This window comes from Paenibacillus sp. FSL R5-0378, assembly GCF_038009285.1.
Classification (GTDB): domain Bacteria; phylum Bacillota; class Bacilli; order Paenibacillales; family Paenibacillaceae; genus Paenibacillus_AQ; species Paenibacillus_AQ favisporus.
The window spans coordinates 3,228,962-3,251,867 of sequence record NZ_JBBPAY010000001.1; the positions used below are offsets into that span (position 1 = coordinate 3,228,962).

Consider the following 22,906-nt stretch of genomic DNA (forward strand, 5'->3'; position numbering starts at 1 on the left):
TTGGGAATATGCTTGTCCTCGCAAGCTGCAATGTTGTGGTATTATTAGGTTTAGAGGTGATTGAGGGAATATGTTTTTAAAACGGATCGAATTAGCCGGTTTCAAATCGTTTGCCGACAAAACGGAAATGGAATTTGTCCGCGGAATTACGGCTGTCGTCGGTCCCAACGGCAGTGGCAAGAGCAACATTTCCGACGGCATCCGCTGGGTGCTCGGGGAACAGAGTGCCAAGTCGCTGCGCGGGGGCAAGATGGAGGATATTATCTTTGCGGGAAGCGATGCGCGCAAAGCCGTCAATTTCGGCGAGGTGTCGCTGACCCTGGATAATGAGGATCATGCCCTGTCCCTCGATTTTAACGAGGTGACTGTGACGCGCCGTGTGCACCGCAGCGGAGACAGCGAATATTTTATCAACAAGCAGTCCTGCCGCCTGAAGGACATCACGGAGCTGTTCATGGACACAGGCATCGGCAAAGAGGCATATTCCATTATCGGTCAGGGCCGGATCGAGGAGATTTTGAGCACCCGGTCCGAAGACCGCAGAGGTATTTTTGAAGAGGCATCGGGCATCGTTAAATATAAATCCCGTAAAAAGGACGCCGTCCGCAAGCTGGATGAGACCGAGCAGAATCTGGTTCGGATCCACGACCTGGTCGTTGAGCTGGAGGATCAGATCGGTCCGCTGAAGGAGCAGTCCGAGAAGGCGATCCACTATAAACAGCTGCGGGAGCAGTTGAAGCATAAAGAAATTTCGCTCTACGTGTACCAGATCGAGCAGATTCACGCCTCCTGGAGCGAAGCGAATGCCAAGCTCGCCGTGCTGCAGGAAGAACAGCTTCAGCTGTCCACCGTCGTGTCGGCGCATGACGCCAAGCTCGAGAGCGACCGCGCCCAACTCCGCAAGCTGGAGGAAGAAGTGGAGACGCTGCAGGGTGAGCTGCTTCAGTACAGCGAAGCTTATGAGAAAAGCGAAGGCTATGCAGAGGTGCTCCGCGAACGCAAGCGAAACCTGGAAGCGAACCGGGAGCAGCTGGCCGGGTCGCTGACGGCAGGGGACGAGAGATTCGAAGACCGCAAAGCGGAAATCGACCTGCTGAATTCCAAGCTGGAAGCGTCGCGGGACGAGCTGAAGGCGCTTCGGGATCAGCTGTCGGCCGAAGAATCGAAGCTGGCCGGCGTGACTGGAGGCATCAGCCAGCAGCAGGAAGAAACGTTAAAGGGGACGCTGCTGGAGCTGATGAACCAGATGGCGCAGACCCGCAACGAGATCCGCTATGCGGATCAGCAGCAGGAGGCGCTCTCCCGCCGGATGAACCGCGCCGCGGAGGAAACCGGCAAGTGGGAAACCCAGAAGGAGGAGCTGCTGAAGCGCAAGCAGCAGCTGGATTCGGCCATCGAGAAGCTGGGCGGGGAAATCCGCGAGCTGCGCGGCGGGTACATAAGCGAGAGCGAGCGGTATCAATCGCTGCAGCGGCTTCTGGACGAGAGCCAGGGCACGCTCCGCAAATGGGAGCAGAAGCGCGAAGCTCAGGTATCCCGCCGGGATACGATGAAAGAGATGGCCGATGATTTTGACGGCTTTATGCTGGGCGTCAAGGAAGTGCTGAAAGCGTCCCGGCGCTCCATCCTGTCCGGCGTGCACGGGGCTGTGGCCGAGCTGATCCGCGTGCCTGAGAAGCTGGAGCTGGCGATGGAAACCGCGCTCGGCGCATCCCTTCAGCATATCGTCATGGATAATGAAGCGGTCTCGCGCCAGGCGATTTCCTTCCTGAAGCAGCGGCAGCTCGGCCGCGCGACCTTCCTGCCGCTCGACGTCATCCGGCCCCGCAACATTTCGGCGGGTGACCGCTCGATGGTGGAAGGCGTGGAAGGCTTCGTCGGCATCGGGGCCGACCTGGTGCAGTTCGACGGCCGGTATGCGCCGGTCGTCGGCAGCCTGCTCGGCAACGTTATCATCGCGGAAAGCCTGGAAGTGGCGAACCGGATTGCCGCCAGATGCCAATACCGCTACCGGGTCGTCACGCTGGAAGGCGACGTCGTCAATGCCGGCGGTTCGATGACAGGCGGCAGCCAGCATAAGAAGAACAGCAGCCTGCTCGGCCGCAAGCGCCAGCTGGACCAGCTCGATCAGGAGATCAACGATACGGAGGTTCAGCTGCGCAAGCTCCGCCAGAGCATTCAGGAGGTCAAGGTTCAGCTGACCGAAACGCAGGCCAAGCTGGACGAGCTGCGCCAGTCCGGCGACGAGAAGCGCATCGAGGAACAGCGCTTGTCCAGCGACCTGAAGCAGCTGGAGCATGAGCTGCGGCATGTGCTGGAGCAGGTGGAAGTAGCCGATCAGGAGAAGACTGGCTTTAACGAGGAGAACAAGGAGCTTGAGGAAGCCCGGGCGAATGCTGTCAAGAAGCTGGCCGAGCTGGAGGAAGAAGAAAAGGCGACGCATCAAGCCATCCAAGCTGCTGAATTTGCCCGCAAGGCGAGCGAATCGGCGAAGGAGGAGCTGCAGAGCCAGCTTACCCAGCTTAAAGTCAGGGAAGGCAAGCTGGATCAGGAATGCTTCTCCTTGGAGGAGCAGTTAAAACGAATGCAAAGCGAATTCAATTCGCATGATAAAGAGCTGCGCCAGACGAAGACGCTGCTTGCTTCGATCGAGGCGGATCTGGAGACGAACGCGAGGGAATCCATTCAGCAGATCGAAGATTTGAACCGGTACCGGCTCAAGAAGGAGCAGGCATCCGAGCAGCTGGACTTCAAGCGGGCGGCCCGGACGCAGCTGTCGAAGAAGCTGGAGCTGGAAGAGAGCGAAACGAAAGAGCAGCGGACGCGCCTCAAGGCGGTGGAGGATCAGCTGCGCCAGACCGAAATCGGCGTGAACCGGCTTGACGTGGAGCTGGAGAACATTCTGAAGAAGCTCAGCGACGATTACGAGCTGAGCTACGAGCTGGCCAAGCAGCGCTATCCGATTCCGGAGGACGTGCCTGCGGTCCAGACCGAGGTGCGCGAGCTCAAGCGGGGCATCACCGCGCTGGGCGACGTCAACCTCGGTGCGATCGAGGAATACCAGCGGGTCAACGAGCGGTACGAATTCCTGAATGAGCAGAAGCAGGACCTGGTGGAAGCGAAGACGACGCTCTATGAGGTCATCCGCGAGATGGATGACGAAATGTCGAAGCGGTTCAAGCATACCTTTGACGCCATCCGCCGCGAGTTCGGTACCGTCTTCGTGAAGCTGTTTGGCGGCGGCCGGGCGGATCTGGTGCTGCTGGATCCGGAGCATCTGCTTGAGACCGGCATCGACATCGTGGCCCAGCCCCCGGGCAAAAAGCTGCAGAACCTGCAGCTGCTCTCCGGCGGAGAGAGGGCGTTGACGGCGATGGCGCTGCTGTTTGCGATTTTGCAGGTCAAGCCGGTGCCGTTCTGCGTGCTGGACGAGGTCGAAGCCGCGCTCGACGAAGCGAACGTGACACGGTTCGCGCAGTATCTCCGTGAATTTTCCGAGCAGACCCAGTTTATCGTCGTGACCCACCGCAAGGGAACGATGGAAGAAGCCGACGTCCTGTACGGGGTTACGATGGAAGAGGGCGGCGTATCGAAGCTGGTGTCTGTGCGGCTGGAAGACGACGAAGCGGAAATTGCTTAAGCATATTCAACCTTAGAGATGGAGGAGACCTATGAGCTTTTTCAGAAAGCTGAGAGAGAGCATTTCAAGCAAGACTGAATCCGTAACGAAGCAGTTCCGGGACGGATTGGAAAAAACGCGCAAAGGATTCGTGGAACGGGTCACCGACCTGATGACGCGCCGCAAAAAGATCGACGAGGAGTTCTATGAGGAGCTCGAGGAAATTCTGATCGGCGCGGACGTGGGCGTGAACACGGTCATGGAGCTGATCGACGATCTGCGTACCGAAGTGAAGAAGCAGCGGATTGAGGACGCGGTGGAGCTGCAGCCGATCCTTTCGCAGAAATTGATGGAGCTGCTGCGTGGCGATGACGACAACGCGCTCCGCATGAATGAAGACGGCATTACCGTCATTCTATTTGTTGGAGTCAACGGCGTCGGCAAGACGACGACGATCGGCAAGCTCGCCCACCGCTTCAAGCAGGAAGGCAAAAAGGTGCTTCTTGCCGCCGGCGATACGTTCCGTGCCGGGGCGATCGAGCAGCTCGAAGTGTGGGGCGAACGCGCAGGCGTAGAGGTCATCAAGCAGCATGCCGGCTCCGATCCGGCCGCGGTCATGTTTGACGCGGTTCAGGCTGCCAAGCAGCGCCAGGCGGATGTGCTGATCTGCGACACGGCGGGACGGCTGCAGAACAAAACGAACCTGATGGAGGAGCTGAATAAAATTTTCCGCGTCATTCAGCGGGAAATTCCGGGCGCTCCGCATGAGGTGCTGATGGTGCTTGACGCAACGACGGGACAGAACGCCCTCAGCCAGGCCAAGCTGTTCGGGGAGAAGAGCGGGGTCACAGGCCTTGTTCTGACGAAGCTTGACGGTACGGCGAAGGGCGGTATCGTCGTGGCGATCCGCCAGGAGCTCAACCTTCCGGTGAAGCTCGTAGGCCTTGGTGAGAAAATGGAGGATTTGCAGCCGTTTGATTCCCAGCAGTTTGTTCATGCCCTGTTCGCCGGACTGATCCAGGAGCAGGAGGCGGAAGGCGCAGCGCAGGATGAAACGCAGCACTGATCCGTGTACGGAAGGGATACTTGCATAAAAAACAAACAAAAAGAAGGATGGCATGCAGCCACCCTTCTTTTTTGCGTTGGGCCGAGCAAAATGCCTCCAGCCTCGCCGCATTTTTGGCTTCAAACAGAAGCAATCAGACATCCTTGAGGTCTGACCGTGAAGTGAATCGACGAGCTGCAGGTCGTGTTTCGAACCCGTCGAACCCGTCAAACCCGTCAAACCCGTCAAACCCGTCAAACCCGTCAAACCCGTCAAACCTGTCATATCCGTTAATCCGTCAGCACTCTGACAAACTCGACCGACCGGAGCGGCACGATGGCCACATCCCCCGGTGGGCCGTACATAACCGGCGGAACCTTCAGCATCAATGAAGCGTCGTTAACCGAGATGAGCGTGCCGGTGATCATATCGCCGGGCGTCATGACTTCGACTTCCGAGTTTATGAAGCCGCGAACCAATTCTTTGAAATCCATGGTTGTTCTCCTTTCGAGTGGAATTGATTGTCATTGGTTACTGAACCGAAGTAATCCGGCTGAACGGAATGATCAGCAGGTCACCGCCGCTCTCGCGGAGTTCGACCGCGTCTTCGGCTACCGTCAGCACGACACCCTGCAGGGTAGCACTGGCCGTATCCACCCGGACCTCGCTGCCGATCTTGCCTGCAAAGTAGGCGTGCAGCTCGGGATTGTCCGTAATGCCCGTCATAACTTCTTCTTCCAGCCTCGCAACGCGATCCGCCAGCGACTCCAACTCCTCGATCCGTCGGGCCAGCCGTCTGATTTCCTCCTTAAGCTCCTTCCATTCCCACAAGTGCTCATTTAGCTTTGTTTCAATCTGACGCACGTCATCCTTCACATGATGAAGCTCATGGCTCAGATGCAGGATCTGATCATGCAGCTGTCGGATCCGGATTTTCCAATGCTTATGATTCCAGAAAAACATCATGGCTCCCGTTCTCCTCCTTTTATTCATTGGCAGTTGCTTTCCCGAAAGGGACTATGATCGGTAAGACTCGATTTCTTCCTTAAGCCGACGCAGCTGATGCAGGCTTTCACGCTCCGCGCGGCGGATCGCCTTTTCCTGCAGCTTTATTTCTTTGGGACTTTCCTCCAGAAACGCGTCGACCCTGTTTTGCAGATCTTCGTAAGGCAGCTTGTAATCGCAGTAGTATTTTTTCATCCCGAACGCATCCAGCAGGCTCTCAACCTTGCGCATCTGGCTCAGGGCGAATACCGGTTTCCCGGCGCGCAGGGCGACCAGGGCGGGGTGGAGCTTGTAGGTGATCAAATAATCGACCGACTGGATATAGCTGTACGTCAGGTCTAATTCCATCAGCATAGGCAGCGTTTCGGCGGATGCCCCCGGGAGGGCCTCCTTGATCCGGGAGAGCATTTGCTGGCAGACGGTAAGGTCCGAGTAAATATTAGTGGGGTGGTTGATCACGGGGATAAACACAAGGTGGTAACCCTGCCGGATCAGGTGGAGCGACAGCTGCAGCATATTTTCAAACGGGAACGAAGGGTAAGCAAACAGGCACAGGCCGATGGTCGGCCGGCTGGAGAATCGTTTGACTGGGTAGTCAGGCTGCCTGTACGCAAATACGATATCGTGGGCCTGCTGAACATGCTGATGGAATCCGGCTCTTTGTGCGATATCGGCCGAACGGCTGTCCCGGAATACGGCCATTTGCGCCGTGCGGATATAATTCCTGTATTTCGCAACCTGGTCCGCTGGCCAGCTGGACTCCGGGTAGTTGTCCACGATGCCGACGCCGTACAGCCATTTGGGGTGGTTCTTGAGCGCATCCGGAAAATAATAAGGGTTAAACGAATACGGCGTGATCAAGTCTCCGCCCCCGATAATGACGTGGTCGGTTTGCGCCGGATCGAGACGGCTGGTCCACGGATATACCACATGGCCAACGAATACCTGCTGCAGCGTTCTCAGAAAAAGATCGTCACCGAAGTTGCCCATGCCGTAATAACCGCATACTCCAATGTTCAACGATAAACGCCTCCTTTCATTCAGACTTCAGCCCGCTCTTGCGCCGCAGCGTGTCCATAATGACCTGGTGCGCGGCTTCTCCCCGGTCTTCCCAGCGGTTGCTCCGCGCATATTCGATCCGAGCCAGCCGCTGTTCACGGGAGTCGGGCTCTTCCAGCATCCGGCCCAGCTTGGCGATAAAATCGTCGTGTGTGGTTGCCGTCGTGACATGGGGTTCCATGCGGATGCATTCCGGAAGCGCCGTCGACAGTACAGGCACACCTGATGCCATATATTCATAAGCTTTTACAGGATTGGTTGCGAGGGTAATGGGGTGATACTGAAAAGGGATTAACGCGACGTCGATATGCTGAAGATATTTTTTGAGCTCGGTGTGAGGCTTCTCGCCCAGCACATGAACATTCGGAAGCCTCGCATAGTCGGGGATATCGCCGTAGGCGGCACCGATGGACACGAAATGCACGTTCGGATAGTGAGACGCCATCTTCGCGAACAGATCGTGATCGAGCCAGTAGGCCCAGGCGCCGATATAGGCAGCGACTTTCCCTTGCGGCAGGTCTTGAGGGCGCTGGGACGGGGCGGGATCGAAGAAGGAAGCATCAGCTCCGTTCGGGATCAGCGTTACCGGTTTATCAGGATAGGCCAGCTCCAGGCGCATCCGGATGGATTCGGCTGTGCATACCAAATGGTCGGAAGCATCCACCATCTTGACTTCATACTTGGCCCAGTGCGGAAACTCATCACAGCAATCATAGATGATGGCATCCGGACGGTAGAGGGAAGTCAGACGTGTGCGCTGTTTGGCCCAGGTGGTCCAGCCCACGACCGCATGGTCTTCGCGAAGCTTCTTCAGCTTCTTCATAAATGCGTGATGGTCGGTGAACAAAAACACGTTCGGCTCCACTTCTATGAATTCACGGTCCAGCGGCGCCAGGTTTTCAAAGAATACGAGGTGGCCCCTGGCCCCTAGCTGGGTCATGAGCTGCTGCGGCCGCTGCTTCATGTACTTCCAGTTCATCGTTTTCGGATAAATAATGATTGCCATAGTTTACATACCTCCTTTCAACCAGCCGCTTACAATATATGCTTTGATAGCTTTATAGAATTGGATGAAAGGACCAATTACAGCCGAAATGGGGAAAGAGCCCGGCCGACACGGATAGCATGTCAGTCCATCATGAGCCCCGCCATGGGATAAGCCCAGGGAAAGTGGAAATGCGGGCGGCTTGGAGGTTATAATGGTGAAAATAAAAGGATTGATGAAGGGGTTGTTTATGGCTAATACACACACTTACACCCGGAAGGAAGAAGTGGCGAACGCCATTACCCACGGCATCGGGGCACTGCTCAGCGTTGCCGCATTGGTGGTGCTGATCGTATTTTCCACCATGAAGGGGACGGCATGGCATATCGCCAGCTTTTCGATCTACGGGACGACGATGCTGATTTTGTACATCAACTCCACCTTGGTACACAGCTTTAAGGAGGGCAGGGTCAAGGATCTGTTCGAAATTTTTGACCATTCCTCGATTTACTTGTTCATTGCGGGCTCGTATACGCCGTTTATGCTGGTTGCGATCCGGGGACCGTTGGGGTGGTCGCTGTTCGCTACCGTATGGGGGATTGCACTGCTCGGCTGCGTGTTCAAGGCATTTTTTACGAAGCGATTTCTGTTTATGTCCACGATTTTCTACATTATTATGGGGTGGATGGTCGTGGTTGCCTGGGGGCCTCTGACGGCCGCCGTGGCTTCGGGAGGCATCTGGCTGCTGGCTGCCGGCGGGATCCTGTACACGCTTGGTACCGTTTTTTATGTGTGGAGGGGCTTTCCGTATCACCATGCGATCTGGCATTTGTTTGTACTTGGCGGGAGCGTGATGCATTTCTTTGCGGTGCTGATCTATCTGCTTCCTTGGTCGTAAAGATAGAAACAAGAAACTTTTCAAGATGACAAGGATATTTGCTTGACATCTTTCTTTGTTTTCTGTATGATAAGGAACGTTAAAGAACTGTAAAGTGTTTTTCCTTGACGAAGGGAGTGTCCCTCAGTGAGTCAGGAGAATCGGCTCGAGAAGACGAATCGAATCAACCTTTTGTTTGATTTCTATGAACAGCTGCTGACAGAGAAGCAGCAGACGTTCCTTAAATATTACTTTCATGACGATTTCTCCCTCGGGGAGATTGCAGCCGAGTTCGACATCAGCCGTCAGGCCGTCTATGAGCATATCAAGCGGGCTGAGCAGGTGCTGGACATGTATGAAGAGAAGCTGGGACTGCTGCAGAAGCATGAGCAGCGCAGCCAAGAACTTGAGCGGCTGCAGATCATTACGGAGTCCAGCGGCATGTCTGAATCCGATAAAACGAGAATATATCAAATCATAAATCAATTGCAGCAATTGGAATAAAGCGTTAGAAGGAGGTGGCGGTTCATGGCATTTGAAGGATTGACGAGCCGGCTGCAGAACGTATTCAGCAAGCTGCGCGGCAAAGGCAAGGTGTCCGAGGATGACGTTAACGAAGCGATGCGCGAGGTGCGTCTTGCGCTCCTTGAAGCTGACGTTAACTTTAAGGTCGTCAAGGATTTCGTCGCCAAGGTGAAAGAGAAGGCCATCGGCACCGAAGTGATGGAGAGCTTCACGCCGGGCATGGTCATCATCGACATCGTTAATAAAGAACTGACCGAGCTGATGGGAGGAAGCCAGGCGAAGCTGGCGAAGGCGAACAAGCCTCCGACCGTCATTATGATGGTAGGTTTGCAAGGGGCCGGTAAGACGACGACATCAGGCAAGCTGGCGAAGATGCTGCAGAAGCAGAACCACCGTCCGCTGATGGCGGCGGGCGATATTTACCGCCCTGCGGCGATCAAGCAGCTTCAGGTGCTGGGTGACCAGATCGGCGTACCGGTATTTACACTCGGCGACAAGACAAGCCCGGTGGAAATCGCGAAGCAGGCTTATCAGCATGCCAAGGATAACGGGAACGATTATCTGATCATCGATACGGCGGGACGCCTGCACATCGATGAAGAGCTGATGGAAGAGCTGCGCCAAATCCACAGCGAGGTGAAGCCGGACGAGGTGCTGCTGGTTGTAGACGCGATGACAGGCCAGGATGCCGTCAACGTCGCGGATCACTTCAACAAGCAGCTGGATCTGACGGGCGTCGTGCTGACCAAGCTCGACGGCGATACCCGCGGCGGTGCCGCGCTGTCCGTTAAGGCCGTAACCGGCTGTCCGATCAAGTTTGCGGCGCTCGGCGAGAAGATCGATGCGCTGGAGCCGTTCCATCCGGAGCGGATGGCTTCCCGGATCCTCGGCATGGGCGACATGCTCTCGCTGATCGAGAAAGCCCAGTCGAATATCGACACGGAGAAAGCCAAGGAAATGGAACGTAAAATGCGCAACGCCGAGTTTACGTTCGACGATTTCCTGGAGCAGATGGAGCAGGTGAAGAAGCTTGGCCCGATCGACCAGATCATGGACATGATCCCGGGGATGGGCAAGCTGAAGCAGACCAAGGATCTGAAGGTCGACGAGAAGCAGATGGGCCGCATTGAGGCGATCGTCTTTTCGATGACGAAGGCCGAGAAACAGAATCCGGATATCATCAACCACAACCGCCGCAAGCGGATTGCGACCGGCAGCGGCACATCGCTCGCCGAGGTCAATCGGCTGATCAAGCAGTTTGACGAGATGCGCCGGATGATGAAGCAGTTCTCGGATATGATGGGTCCGAAGGGTCCGAAGGGCAAGGCTTTAAAGCAGCTGAAAGGATTGGCCGGCAAAGGCGGCATGAAGTTTCCTTTCCGTTAATCACTGCATTTCTATATAGACAGCTTTCCCTCCGCTAAGGCGGGAGACTGTCCCCACTCTTATTTTGTTGAAGGAGGTGAATTTCGTGGCAGTACGTATTCGTCTGAAACGCATGGGTGCTCATAAAGCTCCTTTCTACCGTATCGTGGTATCGGATTCCCGTTCCCCACGTGACGGCCGTTTTATCGAAGAAATCGGTTACTACAATCCGGTCAACCAACCGGCTGACGTAAGAATCGATGAAGATAAAGCACTGGCGTGGCTGCAAAACGGTGCGCAAGCATCCGACACAGTCCGCAACCTGCTGAGCAAAGCAGGCGTGCTTAAAAAGTTCCATGAGCTCAAGCAGCAGAAATAATGACTGATCGTGAGGGTTATCTATGGAAGAATTAGTTGGTGTTATTGCTAAGGCTTTGGTGGATCATCCTGAAGAGGTGGCTGTGAAGACGGTGGAGAAGGATCACCTGATTGTCTATGAACTGACCGTGCATCCCGAGGATGTGGGGAAGGTCATCGGCAAGCAGGGCCGGATCGCCAAGGCGCTTCGAACAGTCGTGACTTCTGCAGCAGTCAAAATGGATAAACGCGTGACCGTGGATATCATATCTTAAAGATATACGAAAGGGGGTTAGGATGCATGTCCTAGCCCTTTTTCGTACATGCTGAAGATTATATAATAGATCCGTGCAATACAAGGCGCGCCGAAGCGCCGGCGCCACGAAGCTAGGAGGAGAACATGCCGGAAACACTTTATAAGGTTGGCAAAATCGTCAACACCCATGGCATCAAGGGAGAAATCAAAGTGTTGTCGTACACGGATTTTCCCGAGGTCCGTTTCGCCAAGGGGAGCGAGCTCATGATCGTTCCGGAGGACGGGGGCAAGCCGGTCGACGTGACCGTTCAATCTGCCCGCCTTCATAAAAATATGTACATCATCAAATTGGACGGCTACGACAATATTAATGATGTGGAGAAATTTAAGGGCAGCATGCTGAAAGTCGGCAAAGAGCATCTCGTGGAGCTGCCCGAAGACGAGTATTACTTCCATGAAATTATCGGCTGCAGCGTCGTGACCGATGAAGACAAGGAGCTTGGGGTTGTAACGGAAATTTTGACGCCCGGCGCGAACGACGTATGGGTAGTCCAGCCAAAGGGCGGCAAGAGCATCCTCATCCCCGTCATTGATGATGTGGTCCTTGATGTAGATATTCCGAACCAAAAAATACTCGTTCATATTATGGAAGGACTGCTGGACTAATGAGAGTGGATGTGCTGACCCTGTTCCCGGAAATGCTGGATGGTGTTTTCCGGACAAGCATTCTCGGCAAGGCCCAGGAGAAAGGAATCATCTCGCTTCATACCGTCAATTTCCGGGATTACTCCGGGAATAAGCACGGTACGGTTGACGATACGCCTTATGGCGGAGGCGGGGGGATGGTTCTGAAGCCGGAGCCGATCTTTGCAGCTGTCGAGGATCTGCTGGAGAAAGCGGGAAATCAGGCCAAGCCAAGAGTCATTCTGATGTGCCCGCAGGGGGAAACCTTTTCCCAGAAAAAAGCGGAGGAACTCGCGAAGGAAGAGCATTTGATCTTCGTTTGCGGTCATTATGAGGGATATGACGAGCGGATTCGTGAGCATCTCATCACCGATGAGCTGTCGATCGGCGACTATGTCCTGACCGGGGGCGAGCTTCCGGCGGCGGTCGTGATTGATGCGGTCTCCCGGCTGCTGCCCGGCGTGCTGGGCAACGAAACGTCGGCCGTGACGGATTCCTTCAGCACCGGGCTGCTGGAGTACCCGCATTATACCCGCCCGGTGGAGTTCCGGGGCTGGAAAGTGCCGGACATGCTGCTGAGCGGCCACCACGCGAACATCGAGGCTTGGCGCCGGGAGCAGGCGCTGAAGCGGACGCTGGAGCGGCGCCCGGACCTGCTGGATGAGGTGGAGCTGACCGACCGGGACCGCAAGACACTGGAAAAGCTCCGCAGGCTGAAAGATACCGATGGCGGACTTGAATAACCGAGCTGTAAACCACGGCCCCTGGGTTCTGCCAGGGAGTGGTTTTTTAGCGTCAGATGCGTTAGTCTGGATATAAGGTTGTCTGAATTTGTTGAGCATCAAGAACACGAGCACCAAAGTAAAATTAGTCATGACAGGAGGATATTATGGATTATAAAGCATATTTTCAAACCCATCGCGATCAGCATCTGAACGAACTGAAGAAATGGTTGTCCATTCCGAGTATTTCCGCATTGTCCGAGCATAAGCCGGACGTTAAGCGGGCGGCGGAATGGCTGGCGGAGACACTCAAAAAGGCCGGCCTTGAAAACGTGAAGATCCACGAAACAAACGGCCACCCGATCGTCTACGCGGACCATCTGCATGCACCGGGACAGCCGACGGTTCTCGTCTATGGGCACTATGACGTGCAGCCGGTAGACCCGCTGAACCTGTGGGATACACCACCATTCGAGCCGGCCGAACGCGACGGCAAGCTGTACGCCAGAGGGGCAACGGACGATAAGGGGCAGATCTTTTTACATATTAAGGCGGTGGAAGCGATTCTTCAGCAGGAGAAGCAGCTTCCGGTCAACATCAAGTTTTGCGTGGAGGGCGAGGAGGAAGTCGGAAGCCCGAACCTTCCGAAGTTCCTGGAGGCACAGCAGGAGCTGCTGAAAGCCGATGCGGTTCTGATCTCGGATACGTCCCTGCTGGAAAAAGGAAAACCGGCGATCTGCACCGGTCTTCGCGGTCTGTGCTCACTGGAAGTTCATGTCCATACAGCCAATACAGATCTGCACTCCGGCAGCTACGGCGGCGGCGTGCCGAATGCGCTGCATGCGATGGTCAGCCTGCTCGATTCCCTGCATGATGCCAAGGGCCGCGTGACGGTGGAAGGCTTCTACGAAGGCGTTCCGGAGCTTACGGAGGCGGATCATGCCGAGTTTGCGAAGCAGTCCGGAGACGAGAACAAGCTGAAGCGCGACCTTGGCCTTGACGAGCTGTACGGGGAAGAGGGGTACACGTTTGCTGAAAGAACGGGCGCCCGCCCAACCCTAGAGCTGAACGGCGTCTACGGCGGATTCCAGGGCGAAGGCAGCAAAACGGTCATCCCGAAGGAAGCCCATGCGAAGATTACATGCCGTCTGGTGGGACATCAGGATCCGCAGGACATCTTGAACAAAATCGAAAAGCATATCTACAGCCACGTACCGACGGGCGCCAAAGCAACCGTCATCCAGTTCGAGAAGGGCAATGCATTTACGATCGATCCGTCCACGCCGATTCTGCAAAAGGCGGCGGAAGCCTACGAGGAAGTATACGGCACGCGTCCCGTATTTACGAGAGATGGAGGCTCCATCCCGATCGTGGAGACGTTCTCCCGTGTACTGGCTGCTCCGGTCGTATGCATGGGCTTTGGCCTTCCCGACGAAAACCTGCATGCACCTAACGAGCACTTTAACCTGGAAAACTTCGATCTCGGCCTGCTGACCATCGTCGATTTCCTGAAAAGAGTGTAACGATCTCCTGAATAAGGAGTCCTGAAAAGGATCATAAATGAATGAAATCGCCGGATCGAGAGCTGTCAGCTCGGATCCGGCGATTTTTATATTAGCCTTCAATAAGGAATGACCTGGATCGAACCGTATGCTGATGAATTCCATGGTAATTCCACATCACTACGGACTGTGAAACCTAATTATTCTCCGTTGAAATTTTATAACACAATCAATATAATTGTTTTGTAATATTATTTTATAGCGAGACGTAGGAGTCTTTTTGCTACAATTCTTATCCGCTTGAAGAGCAGCAGCTAAAGACGGGTCGAGCTGACATGAAATATCTCGATGGACAAGATGTTTTGCAGAACTCGTTTGCACGTACGATCCACTGTAGAAGGAGGAGTTATATTGAAGATCATTCCGATGGATGCCGAATGGCTTGACGCGATGTGTGACCTTTGGAACGGGGAACTGGGCGGCCATTTTCCGATGCGCAGGGAACTGATGAAGCAAAATACTTTTGAAGATGTGAACGTGTATGGCCCCGCTTCCGGACTGGCTGTAGACGGGGAGGACCGTCTGCTTGGGTTCGTGATCGCCAAGAAGTGGCAGGAGCCGGCGCGCGAAATGCAGCTGGGTGACGGCGGCGGATGGATTCAGGCCATCGTCGTCCGCCGCGATGCTCAGGGGCAGGGCATAGGGTCAGGGCTGCTCCGTCATGCCGAGAACGCCTTGCGCGAAGCCGGAGCGGTATCGGCCAGCATCGGGCGTGACCCGTGGCACTATTTTCCCGGGGTGCCGCTCGCACTGCCGGAGGTTAAGTCGTGGTTCGCGCGACGTGGGTACGAATACCTGTACGAGGTGTTCGACCTGGTGAACAAAACCTCGGACGATGGCCTAGAGCGGCCCGAGTATCGGGATGGAGCCTTGGCCCGCCTGCTTGTCCCGGGAGACCGGGAAGAGATGCTCCGATTCTTCAAGCGGTGCTTTCCGGGACGCTGGTATTACGAGGCGCAGTGCTATTGGGAACGGGGAGGGCAGGGAAGGGAATTCGTCGCCCTGTTCCTTGGGGACGAAATGATCGGCTTTTGCCGCGTGAACGACGGCGAGTCCCCGCTGATTGCCCAGAATACGTATTGGGCGCCGCTGTTCAGTGAACCGCTTGGCGGCATCGGGCCGCTCGGCGTGGACGACCGGTTCCGCGGGAAAGGCTACGGGCTGGCGATCGTTCAGGACGGGGTCGCGGAGCTGACGGCCAGAGGCGTGAAGCACCTGGTAATCGATTGGACGGAATATGTGGATTTTTATGCCAAACTTGGTTTTCGGACCTGGAAAGGATATAATATCGGCAAAAAAGCACTGATGTAGCTCTCGGAAGGAGGATGATGCATGAATCCGGCAAAAGCAATTTGGAGGTTCTTTTTTCCCAAGGAGCGAATCCTGATCTTCACATCTTTCGACGCAGACAGCTATGCAAGGGCCAAGTCCAGACTGCTGAGCGGAGGGATCCGCCACCGCTCGCGCATCGTGAGCCAGCCGACCGGCCGGGACACCTTTACGGGCCGCGGAATGACGCAGTACGACTTGTACGTGGCCCAGGAGGATGAGCATGCCGCAAGGCAGCTCCTGTAGTCACAAAGCGGATGGTCAGAGCTGCGAAGAAGCGGTAATTGCCATTTTCGCAGCTCGTAGACAACCAGCCCCCGGCAAATGGCCGGGGGCTGGTTGTGGCTGCGGCGTATGGGCGGCTATTCGTCCAACTTGGCAATCGTGGTAAATACGTCGTACAGCTTCTGATCCGGGTGCTGTCGCTCGGTGTGCTTTTCTACAAACTCTGTCAATTTCTCAAAAAACGCTTTGGCTTCCTCTTCCGTCAAATAGACCTCGGAATGGGACAGGTTCCCGGCAGGCTCCTCCTGGTTCTGAGCCTTCAGAAACTTACGCTTGCTCTCCTCATACAAATCCTCCAGCAGCTTTTGCGTTTCGGAACGGAAGATTTTCTGGGCCGCCTCATCAATGTCCTTGCTGCGCTTAATCCGTACGGATCCTTTGAAGGCTTGATAATATTTGGCCGTGATTCCGTTGATTTGCTTGGTGTGCACGAGGACAATTAACCCGATGCTCTCCAGCTTTTTGGCGTGATAGTAGACCTTGGCCGGAACTTCCCCGAGTTTGTCAGCGATATCTTTGATCGTCATTGGCTGGTCGGCCTTCTGAAAGCAGCTTAATATTTTCAAACGGTATGGATCGGAATAAATCCGGATCTCCTCGATCGTGCTCAGTTCTTTGGTCTCCAATGTTGTGCACCTCTACATTTCCCGTATCTTGTTTTCCGGATCGTTTATCCCCATTATAAGCCGAGATGGCTTCCGAGCACAAAATGTTTCCAACGCTTTAGATTTTCATAAATCCTTTCTGGCTCCACAGATAGACCCCCGGTATCAGCATCAGCAGCCCAAAAACGAGGTACAGCACGTGGACCCCGACGAATGCTCCGGCCCAACCGGCCAGCAGGCTTCCGACGGGAATGGCGCAGGTGCAGATCGTGCTCGACAGCGCCCCGACCCGGCCAAGCATCGCTTTGGGGGTGACTTCCATCATATAGGTGGATACCGGCGTGTTGATAAACGAAATGGCGAATCCCATGCCAAAGCAAAAGGCGGCCGCGGCATAGAGAGGATATTCCCTTAGAAGGGCGGGGACGTAGAGAAGGCTGTACGTAACCCCGAGCAGCAAAAATCCGAACACGATCAGACTGCTTTTGCGGTAAGCGGAGCCCTTCTGGCTGATCCAAATGCCGCTGATAATCATGCCGGTAATCAGGGCGATGCCGATCAAACTGAGGCCGTATGGGCCCGAGTGGAGTATTTGTTTGACATAAACGGGCTCAAGCACGTTTTTGGGCGTGAGGCAAAGATTCACGAATGCGGCCGAAAGCATGGTCATCATCATCAGCTTGTGGCCTTTAACGAACTTCAGGCCGGTTTTAAACTGGCTCCAGTAGGACGGGCTTTCCTCTTCCTGTATCAGATCTGCGTCGTCATCGTTTTCCTGCCCGCGATCCCGGTCGATACGGATCCAGACGTACAAGAGGGCGGCCAGCAGAAAAGACAAGGCGTCGATCAGCATCGCTCCGGAAATGCCGAGCATGGCGATCAGGCCGCCGGCTGCGGCCAGACCGGCAAGCTCTGCGGTGCGGGAAGCAGACGACGTCAGCGAATTGCCGCTGAGCAGCAGCTCCTTGGGCAAAATGCGGGGAACGAGGGACATCTCCGCCGGCGTGGAGAAGCATTCGAGCGTAGAGTTGATGAACGTAAAAATAAACAGGTGCCACGGCTGCAAGTCTCCTATGAAATAGAGCAGCGCCGTCACGGTTACCGTGATACCCCGGCCGGCATTCGTCACGATCACGACCTTTTTCTTGGACCAGCGGTCGACCAGGACGCCGGTAAACATACTGAAAGCAATGCCTGGAACGAAGTTGATGGCGTACAGTGTTCCCATTAGCAGCTCGGAGCCGGTAAGCAGATAGACCATCCAGCTGTAGGCGATGGAATCCACGGAATCCCCGAATCGTGAAATGATTTTGGCGGTGATCATTATTAGATACAACTTGTGTTTCGCCAGCCTGCGCACACCTTGATTCTGCTGAAGCAATACGGTTTCGCTCATGAAAGGACATCCCCATTCAATTTTTATTAACGTTAAAATTATTTTAATGATAAATTTATTTTAACGTCAATTCCGATTTTGGCAAGAAGTTTTTTAAGATTATAGAATTAATAAATTTCAGCGAAGCTGAACCATTCTATAATCGCAAGAAAAACTTCCTTTTAAATGCGGTCTGTCTTCTTTGAAGGTACGTCGATAGACGTTTTTCTTACAATTGGGTCAGCCTATTTTTCGGTGTGCAGTATCTGTCTTTGGGAGAGCGAGACTTTGCTATTTTTTCAACCGAGGGGCGGCGCAACAACTGAAAGATTTATAGTTGCAAAGGATGAAACAAATATGCTACAATAAATGCTGTTGTGTGGAATACGGTGGTCCGCTGCGGATGATGAAGGAAAACAGAGGGTTTTCCGGAAGAGGCAAGAACACCTGTACGGAAGGAGGAGTCCTAAATGAACATCCTACAAGAGATTACCAAAGAACAGCTTCGCACCGACATCCCTAGCTTTCGTCCTGGCGACACTTTGAAAGTGCACGTTAAGGTTATCGAGGGATCCCGCGAGCGTATCCAGTTGTTCGAAGGTGTTGTGATTAAGCGTCGCGGAGGCGGCATCGCTGAGACTTTTACAGTGCGTAAAATCTCTTACGGTGTTGGGGTAGAAAGAACTTTCCCAATCAACTCGCCAAAAATCGAGAAGATCGAAGTGGCTCGTTACGGTAAAGTACGTCGCGCCAAACTGTACTATCTTCGTGAACTGCGCGGTAAAGCAGCAAGAATTAAAGAGATTCGCCGTTAATCAGCGAACAACGCTAAAGGGCTTGATTTCAAGCCCTTTTCGTTTTAGGATAAAAAAGGCGTCAATAGATGAACGAACCAAATTGACAGACCGCGAGAAGCGGAGATTTTTCTGGCGATCACGAATGCCTTTTCGCTTCGCTGGTCCAAAGAAAGCATACACGGCTCCGTAATGGGAGCTTTTCTTTTCGGCAAAACTAGGAGAGGGCGGTGGATATATGCAGCAGGACATTCAGAGCGATGCGGTGGAACTGAAGGAAGAAGATCATAAACCACCAAAAAAAGGGAAAAATGAAGTCGTAGAATGGCTGAAAGCGATCATCATTGCCCTGATTTTGGTGGCACTGATCCGCTGGCTTCTCTTCAAACCGTTTATTGTGGACGGACCCTCCATGCAGCCAAACTTTCATACAGGCGAGCGGTTGATCGTCAATGAAATATTGTACGACATCCGGGCTCCGCATCGTGGAGAGGTTATCGTGTTCCATGTTCCGTCCGAAGGCAAGGATTTTATCAAACGCGTGATTGCCGTCGCAGGCGATACCGTCAAGGTGGAAGGCGACACGGTGACCGTGAACGGCAAAAAAGTCAATGAAACCTACATACAGGGTGCCATCGATGCAAGCCATAAAGCGGGCCAGATGTATAATGACAAAGATTTTCCAAACAGCGCGTTTCCGGATGGCAAGGTTCCCGAAGGTCATGTGTTCGTGATGGGGGATAACCGGTCCGACAGTACGGACAGCCGGATGATCGGTTATGTGCCGCTCGGGGATATCGTCGGACGGGCTGACCTCATCTTCTGGCCGGTGAAGGACATCCATTTGATCAACCATTAATGAACGTGGAATGAGGCTGTTTGCGGACAAGAGAATGAGGTGATGACGGTGACGATTCAATGGTTTCCTGGTCATATGACCAAAGCGCGCCGCCAAATACAGGATAAGTTAAAGCTGATTGACGTCGTGATCGAGCTGATCGATTCGCGTCTTCCGCTGTCCAGCCGAAATCCGATGATTGACGAGATTTTGCAGGGGAAGCCCCGGCTGATCATTATGAACAAGGCGGATTTGGCAGACCCTTCGGTAACGAAGCAGTGGCAGGATTACTTTAAAGAGGAAGGCCATACGGCATTTCCGGTCGATGCGGCTACAGGTACGGGCGTGAAAGAAATTCCTGGACAGCTGAAGCTGCTCCTGAAGGAGAAGATCGATCGCCAAATCGCCAAGGGGATGAACCCGCGGGCGATCCGTGCGCTGATCGTCGGCATCCCGAACGTAGGCAAGTCGACGCTGATCAACCGGCTCGCCGGGCGCAGCATTGCTGCAACGGGGGACCGGCCGGGCGTGACGAAGGGCCAGCAGTGGATTAAGGTAGGCGGAGAAATCGAGCTTCTGGATACTCCGGGGATTTTGTGGCCCAAATTTGAGGACGAGAACGTTGGCTACCGCCTCGCGGTAACCGGCGCGATCAAGGAAGAGATCCTGAACGTAGAGGATGTCGCCTTTTTTGCGGTCAAATACCTGGTCCAGTATTACTGGGACGCCTTCCGTGAGCGCTTCGAGATCGACGCGGACATGCCGCATAACCCGGACGAAAGCGACGAAATCGTCGCTATCATGGAAGCGGTGGGGCGTAAGCGCGGCTGCTTGATGAGCGGCGGACGGGTGGATCTTGAGAAAGCGTCGAAGACGCTGCTGCGGGAGCTGCGCGCCGGCAAAATGGGCCGGTTCTCGATGGAAGCCCCTTATTAATCGGAAAAGAACGCCGGATACGATTCATGTGTCCAGCGTGTATCAAAGCGAGATGTACAGTATCATAGTGAACGAACAAGCCCAGTTCCGTTATAGGTACTGGGCTTTTTTTGCGTGTTGATTTATGGGAGAGGAAGGCCGTCATATGAAAAAAAGAATGATGGAAATCATGACGATCATCGCGGGGGCGTTTATTTTTGCGCTCGATATCAATCTGTTTGTCATTCCCCACGACCTGGGCGAAGGCGGTGTGACCGGGATTACGATCATCCTGTACTACCTGTTTGCATGGTCGCCGGGATTGGTTAACCTGATTTTGAACGCCATCCTGCTGATCGTGGGTTATAAGTTTTTGGACAAAATGACGACGGTGTACACCATCGTTGCCGTCGTGTTTAACTCTTTGTTCCTCCATTTGACCGAAAATTGGACACTAACATCGAACGAACCGATCGTCAATGCGATTTTTGGCGGTGTATTGGCCGGTGTCGGCATCGGGCTGATCGTGAGGGCCGGAGGCACCACCGCCGGTACGGTCATTTTGGCGCGGATTGCCCATAAATACTGGGACTGGAACATCAGTTACGCCCTGCTGTTCTTTGATCTGATCGTCGCGTTCTCCTCCTACTTTATCATTGGCGCGGAAAGCCTGATGCTGACGATCATTATGCTGTTCGTCGGTACGAAGGTGATGGAATTCATCATCGAGGGCTTGAACCCGAAAAAGGCGGTGATGATCGTATCGGAGCAGCATGCGGAGATCGCCGAGAAGGTTAACCGGGTTATGGACCGGGGAGTCACCGTGTTTAAAGGGTACGGCTATTACAGCAAGTCGGCCAAGGAAGTGCTGTACATCGTCATCAGCAAGCAGGAGGTGCCTGTCCTGAAAAAGATCGTCAAGGTAGCGGACAAGCAGGCGTTTATTACGATCCATGACGTTCGGGACGTGTTTGGGGAAGGATTTATCGACATATCGAAATAGTGTCGCAGCAGAAAATAGACTTATAATAGAGAAGAGGAAAGCTCATGACCTGGGGTCATGGGCTTTTTTTGTCGGGATCAAGCGTAAGTAGGGCGGCCGCGAATGAAAATACAGCATCGTGGCAAAATAGGTGAAAACGGTTAGAGGAGGAAAAATGTGAGAAGCTGGCGGATTTATTGGGCAATCGTGATGACGTTGATGCTGGCCGTGACGACGGCGTGCGGCGGAAATACGGGAACGAAGCCGCAGGAAGGGCAAACCGGGGGCGCCCAGACGGGGAAAAACCTGCTTGAGACGATCAAGCAAAGCGGCAAGCTGCGCATCGGCACGGAAGGAACGTATGCACCTTTTACCTATCATGATGATAAAGGAACGCTGACCGGTTTTGACGTTGACCTGGGCCGGGAGATTGCCAAAAGGCTCGGCGTGAAGCCGGAGTTTATCGAAACGAAATGGGACGGCATGATCGCCGGCTTGGACGCCAAGCGTTTCGACGTGGTGATGAACGAAGTATCCATTAATGCAGAGCGGAAGGCTAAATACGACTTTTCGGACCCTTACATCGCCTCCAAGGCGGTTTTGATTGTGAAGGACAATAATCAGGACATCAAAAAGCTCGCCGACCTCAAAGGCAAAAAAGCAGGGCAGTCGCTGACGAGCAATCTGAATCAAATAGCTAAGGACAACGGTGCCACGATCGTGCAGGTCGACGGATTTAACCAAGCGATCGACTTGCTGCTGTCCGGGCGCATCGATGCTACGGTGAACGACAAACTGTCCTATCTCGACTTCAAAACAAGACGTCCCGACGCGCCGATCAAGGTGGTGGACGAAACCGATACGGGAAGCACCAGCGCCGTACTGATGAACAAAAACAACAACGAGCTGCGGGACGCCATTAACCAGGCGCTGGCCGACATGAAGAAGGATGGAACGTACCTTGCCATCTCCAAAAAATACTTTGGTACGGATGTATCGAAATAAGCGGCAAAAGGGGGTTAACCGATGAATGACAGAACCGCCCATCTCACCGATATTTTTATCGACTCCTTTGTGCCGCTGCTTATGGCGGGGATCAAGTTCACGATTCCCCTGACGATCATTTCCTTCATTCTCGGTTTCGTGCTGGCGTTCCTTACCGCGCTGGCCCGATTGTCGCGTTGGAGCATTCTCCAGCGGGTCGCCTGGTTTTATGTGTGGATCATCCGGGGGACTCCGCTGCTTGTCCAGCTGTTTATCATTTTCTACGGGCTTCCGAGCATCGGCGTTGTCATCGACGCATTCACCGCCGCGGTGATCGGGTTCTCAATCAGTGTCGGAGCCTATGGTTCCGAAATTATGCGCGCCGCGATCCAGTCCATCGCCAAGGGGCAGTGGGAGGCGGCGTACTCGGTCGGGATGACCCGTTCCCAGGCGCTGCGCCGGATTGTTCTGCCGCAGGCGGCAAGGGTATCGCTGCCTCCGCTGGCCAACTCTTTTATCAGCCTGCTGAAGGATACGTCGCTGGCTGCGACGGTGACACTCACAGAGCTGTTCCAAAAGGGGCAGCAAATAACGGCGGTCGTGTATGAGCCTTTGCTGCTGTACTGCGAGGTAGCCTTGATCTACCTCATCTTCAGCACCGTTCTGTCGGCGGTCCAGCATCAGCTCGAACACCGGTTTGACCGTTATGCCGCAAGATAGCGAAACGAGGGATGCATC

The 22,906-nt window shown here is 54.3% G+C and carries 24 protein-coding genes; 18 read left to right on the forward strand and 6 right to left on the reverse strand.

What is annotated here, in order from left to right:
- The first annotated feature begins 70 nt into the window (after positions 1–70).
- Both smc and ftsY read left to right on the forward strand, forming a co-directional pair.
- On the forward strand, positions 71–3,640 hold the full coding sequence (smc, locus tag MKY74_RS15145) for a chromosome segregation protein SMC (RefSeq protein ID WP_076168240.1): 3,570 nt from the start codon (positions 71–73) through the stop codon (positions 3,638–3,640).
- 31 nt (positions 3,641–3,671) lie between these two features.
- Complete coding sequence (gene ftsY / locus MKY74_RS15150) at positions 3,672–4,685, forward strand: signal recognition particle-docking protein FtsY (RefSeq protein ID WP_076168238.1); 1,014 nt, start codon at positions 3,672–3,674, stop codon at positions 4,683–4,685.
- A 269-nt stretch (positions 4,686–4,954) separates the two neighbouring features.
- On the opposite strand, the gene MKY74_RS15155 is transcribed toward ftsY, so the two are convergent.
- The 4 genes from MKY74_RS15155 to MKY74_RS15170 are packed head-to-tail and all read right to left on the reverse strand — an operon-like array spanning position 4,955 to position 7,734.
- Positions 4,955–5,158, reverse strand: a complete 204-nt coding sequence (locus MKY74_RS15155; RefSeq protein WP_076168236.1) for a hypothetical protein — start codon at positions 5,156–5,158, stop codon at positions 4,955–4,957.
- A gap of 37 nt (positions 5,159–5,195) precedes the next feature.
- On the reverse strand, positions 5,196–5,630 hold the full coding sequence (locus MKY74_RS15160) for a hypothetical protein (protein WP_084203767.1): 435 nt from the start codon (positions 5,628–5,630) through the stop codon (positions 5,196–5,198).
- Positions 5,631–5,681: 51 nt separating this feature from the next.
- Positions 5,682–6,689, reverse strand: a complete 1,008-nt coding sequence (locus tag MKY74_RS15165; protein ID WP_076168234.1) for a polysaccharide pyruvyl transferase family protein — start codon at positions 6,687–6,689, stop codon at positions 5,682–5,684.
- A 16-nt stretch (positions 6,690–6,705) separates the two neighbouring features.
- Positions 6,706–7,734: a glycosyltransferase gene (locus tag MKY74_RS15170; RefSeq protein ID WP_076168232.1), complete on the reverse strand. Its 1,029-nt coding sequence runs from the start codon at positions 7,732–7,734 to the stop codon at positions 6,706–6,708.
- Between the two features lie 229 nt (positions 7,735–7,963).
- Between MKY74_RS15170 and trhA the strand changes: the two genes are divergently transcribed.
- The 10 genes from trhA to MKY74_RS15220 all read left to right on the forward strand — a co-directional run bounded on the left by trhA (position 7,964) and on the right by MKY74_RS15220 (position 15,636).
- A complete protein-coding gene (gene trhA, locus MKY74_RS15175) occupies positions 7,964–8,611 on the forward strand; it encodes a PAQR family membrane homeostasis protein TrhA (protein ID WP_076169553.1) in 648 nt (215 codons plus the stop codon).
- A 126-nt stretch (positions 8,612–8,737) separates the two neighbouring features.
- On the forward strand, positions 8,738–9,094 hold the full coding sequence (locus MKY74_RS15180; RefSeq protein WP_076168230.1) for a putative DNA-binding protein: 357 nt from the start codon (positions 8,738–8,740) through the stop codon (positions 9,092–9,094).
- Between the two features lie 24 nt (positions 9,095–9,118).
- The gene (gene ffh / locus MKY74_RS15185; RefSeq protein ID WP_076168228.1) at positions 9,119–10,501 is read left to right on the forward strand and encodes a signal recognition particle protein; all 1,383 of its coding nucleotides are present in this window, start codon (positions 9,119–9,121) and stop codon (positions 10,499–10,501) included.
- An 85-nt stretch (positions 10,502–10,586) separates the two neighbouring features.
- A complete protein-coding gene (rpsP, locus tag MKY74_RS15190) occupies positions 10,587–10,859 on the forward strand; it encodes a 30S ribosomal protein S16 (protein WP_076168226.1) in 273 nt (90 codons plus the stop codon).
- A gap of 22 nt (positions 10,860–10,881) precedes the next feature.
- Positions 10,882–11,112: a KH domain-containing protein gene (locus MKY74_RS15195; protein ID WP_076168224.1), complete on the forward strand. Its 231-nt coding sequence runs from the start codon at positions 10,882–10,884 to the stop codon at positions 11,110–11,112.
- 125 nt (positions 11,113–11,237) lie between these two features.
- A complete protein-coding gene (gene rimM / locus MKY74_RS15200; RefSeq protein ID WP_076168221.1) occupies positions 11,238–11,759 on the forward strand; it encodes a ribosome maturation factor RimM in 522 nt (173 codons plus the stop codon).
- On the forward strand, positions 11,759–12,520 hold the full coding sequence (trmD, locus tag MKY74_RS15205; protein ID WP_076168219.1) for a tRNA (guanosine(37)-N1)-methyltransferase TrmD: 762 nt from the start codon (positions 11,759–11,761) through the stop codon (positions 12,518–12,520). Before rimM ends, trmD begins: the two co-directional genes overlap by 1 nt.
- 146 nt (positions 12,521–12,666) lie before the next feature.
- Positions 12,667–14,022, forward strand: coding sequence for a dipeptidase (locus tag MKY74_RS15210; RefSeq protein ID WP_076168217.1), 1,356 nt, complete (start codon positions 12,667–12,669; stop codon positions 14,020–14,022).
- A gap of 390 nt (positions 14,023–14,412) precedes the next feature.
- Positions 14,413–15,372 (forward strand): GNAT family N-acetyltransferase, encoded by a 960-nt coding sequence (locus MKY74_RS15215; RefSeq protein WP_144025356.1) that lies wholly within the window; start codon positions 14,413–14,415, stop codon positions 15,370–15,372.
- Between the two features lie 21 nt (positions 15,373–15,393).
- The gene (locus tag MKY74_RS15220) at positions 15,394–15,636 is read left to right on the forward strand and encodes a hypothetical protein (RefSeq protein ID WP_076168215.1); all 243 of its coding nucleotides are present in this window, start codon (positions 15,394–15,396) and stop codon (positions 15,634–15,636) included.
- 116 nt (positions 15,637–15,752) lie between these two features.
- On the opposite strand, the gene MKY74_RS15225 is transcribed toward MKY74_RS15220, so the two are convergent.
- On the reverse strand, positions 15,753–16,301 hold the full coding sequence (locus MKY74_RS15225) for a helix-turn-helix domain-containing protein (RefSeq protein WP_076168213.1): 549 nt from the start codon (positions 16,299–16,301) through the stop codon (positions 15,753–15,755).
- A 97-nt stretch (positions 16,302–16,398) separates the two neighbouring features.
- Positions 16,399–17,676, reverse strand: coding sequence for an MFS transporter (locus MKY74_RS15230; protein WP_076168211.1), 1,278 nt, complete (start codon positions 17,674–17,676; stop codon positions 16,399–16,401).
- Positions 17,677–18,125: 449 nt separating this feature from the next.
- Between MKY74_RS15230 and rplS the strand changes: the two genes are divergently transcribed.
- The 6 genes from rplS to MKY74_RS15260 all read left to right on the forward strand — a co-directional run bounded on the left by rplS (position 18,126) and on the right by MKY74_RS15260 (position 22,888).
- Positions 18,126–18,470: a 50S ribosomal protein L19 gene (gene rplS, locus MKY74_RS15235; RefSeq protein WP_076168209.1), complete on the forward strand. Its 345-nt coding sequence runs from the start codon at positions 18,126–18,128 to the stop codon at positions 18,468–18,470.
- Between the two features lie 217 nt (positions 18,471–18,687).
- The gene (gene lepB, locus MKY74_RS15240; RefSeq protein WP_076168207.1) at positions 18,688–19,308 is read left to right on the forward strand and encodes a signal peptidase I; all 621 of its coding nucleotides are present in this window, start codon (positions 18,688–18,690) and stop codon (positions 19,306–19,308) included.
- Between the two features lie 48 nt (positions 19,309–19,356).
- Positions 19,357–20,223, forward strand: a complete 867-nt coding sequence (gene ylqF / locus MKY74_RS15245; RefSeq protein ID WP_076169548.1) for a ribosome biogenesis GTPase YlqF — start codon at positions 19,357–19,359, stop codon at positions 20,221–20,223.
- Between the two features lie 145 nt (positions 20,224–20,368).
- Complete coding sequence (locus MKY74_RS15250; RefSeq protein WP_076168205.1) at positions 20,369–21,205, forward strand: YitT family protein; 837 nt, start codon at positions 20,369–20,371, stop codon at positions 21,203–21,205.
- A gap of 189 nt (positions 21,206–21,394) precedes the next feature.
- Positions 21,395–22,189, forward strand: a complete 795-nt coding sequence (locus MKY74_RS15255; protein ID WP_084203851.1) for an amino acid ABC transporter substrate-binding protein — start codon at positions 21,395–21,397, stop codon at positions 22,187–22,189.
- Positions 22,190–22,210: 21 nt separating this feature from the next.
- The gene (locus MKY74_RS15260; protein WP_076168201.1) at positions 22,211–22,888 is read left to right on the forward strand and encodes an amino acid ABC transporter permease; all 678 of its coding nucleotides are present in this window, start codon (positions 22,211–22,213) and stop codon (positions 22,886–22,888) included.
- Positions 22,889–22,906: the final 18 nt, after the last annotated feature.

Coding starts and splice junctions, on each gene's coding strand:
- smc (WP_076168240.1), top strand. CDS start 71: ATGTTTTTAAAACGGATCGAATTAGCCGGTTTCAAATCGTTTGCCGAC.
- ftsY (WP_076168238.1), top strand. CDS start 3,672: ATGAGCTTTTTCAGAAAGCTGAGAGAGAGCATTTCAAGCAAGACTGAA.
- MKY74_RS15155 (WP_076168236.1), bottom strand. CDS start 5,158: ATGGATTTCAAAGAATTGGTTCGCGGCTTCATAAACTCGGAAGTCGAA.
- MKY74_RS15160 (WP_084203767.1), bottom strand. CDS start 5,630: ATGATGTTTTTCTGGAATCATAAGCATTGGAAAATCCGGATCCGACAG.
- MKY74_RS15170 (WP_076168232.1), bottom strand. CDS start 7,734: ATGGCAATCATTATTTATCCGAAAACGATGAACTGGAAGTACATGAAG.
- trhA (WP_076169553.1), top strand. CDS start 7,964: ATGGCTAATACACACACTTACACCCGGAAGGAAGAAGTGGCGAACGCC.
- ffh (WP_076168228.1), top strand. CDS start 9,119: ATGGCATTTGAAGGATTGACGAGCCGGCTGCAGAACGTATTCAGCAAG.
- MKY74_RS15195 (WP_076168224.1), top strand. CDS start 10,882: ATGGAAGAATTAGTTGGTGTTATTGCTAAGGCTTTGGTGGATCATCCT.
- rimM (WP_076168221.1), top strand. CDS start 11,238: ATGCCGGAAACACTTTATAAGGTTGGCAAAATCGTCAACACCCATGGC.
- trmD (WP_076168219.1), top strand. CDS start 11,759: ATGAGAGTGGATGTGCTGACCCTGTTCCCGGAAATGCTGGATGGTGTT.
- MKY74_RS15210 (WP_076168217.1), top strand. CDS start 12,667: ATGGATTATAAAGCATATTTTCAAACCCATCGCGATCAGCATCTGAAC.
- MKY74_RS15220 (WP_076168215.1), top strand. CDS start 15,394: ATGAATCCGGCAAAAGCAATTTGGAGGTTCTTTTTTCCCAAGGAGCGA.
- MKY74_RS15230 (WP_076168211.1), bottom strand. CDS start 17,676: ATGAGCGAAACCGTATTGCTTCAGCAGAATCAAGGTGTGCGCAGGCTG.
- rplS (WP_076168209.1), top strand. CDS start 18,126: ATGAACATCCTACAAGAGATTACCAAAGAACAGCTTCGCACCGACATC.
- lepB (WP_076168207.1), top strand. CDS start 18,688: ATGCAGCAGGACATTCAGAGCGATGCGGTGGAACTGAAGGAAGAAGAT.
- MKY74_RS15250 (WP_076168205.1), top strand. CDS start 20,369: ATGAAAAAAAGAATGATGGAAATCATGACGATCATCGCGGGGGCGTTT.
- MKY74_RS15255 (WP_084203851.1), top strand. CDS start 21,395: ATGACGTTGATGCTGGCCGTGACGACGGCGTGCGGCGGAAATACGGGA.
- MKY74_RS15260 (WP_076168201.1), top strand. CDS start 22,211: ATGAATGACAGAACCGCCCATCTCACCGATATTTTTATCGACTCCTTT.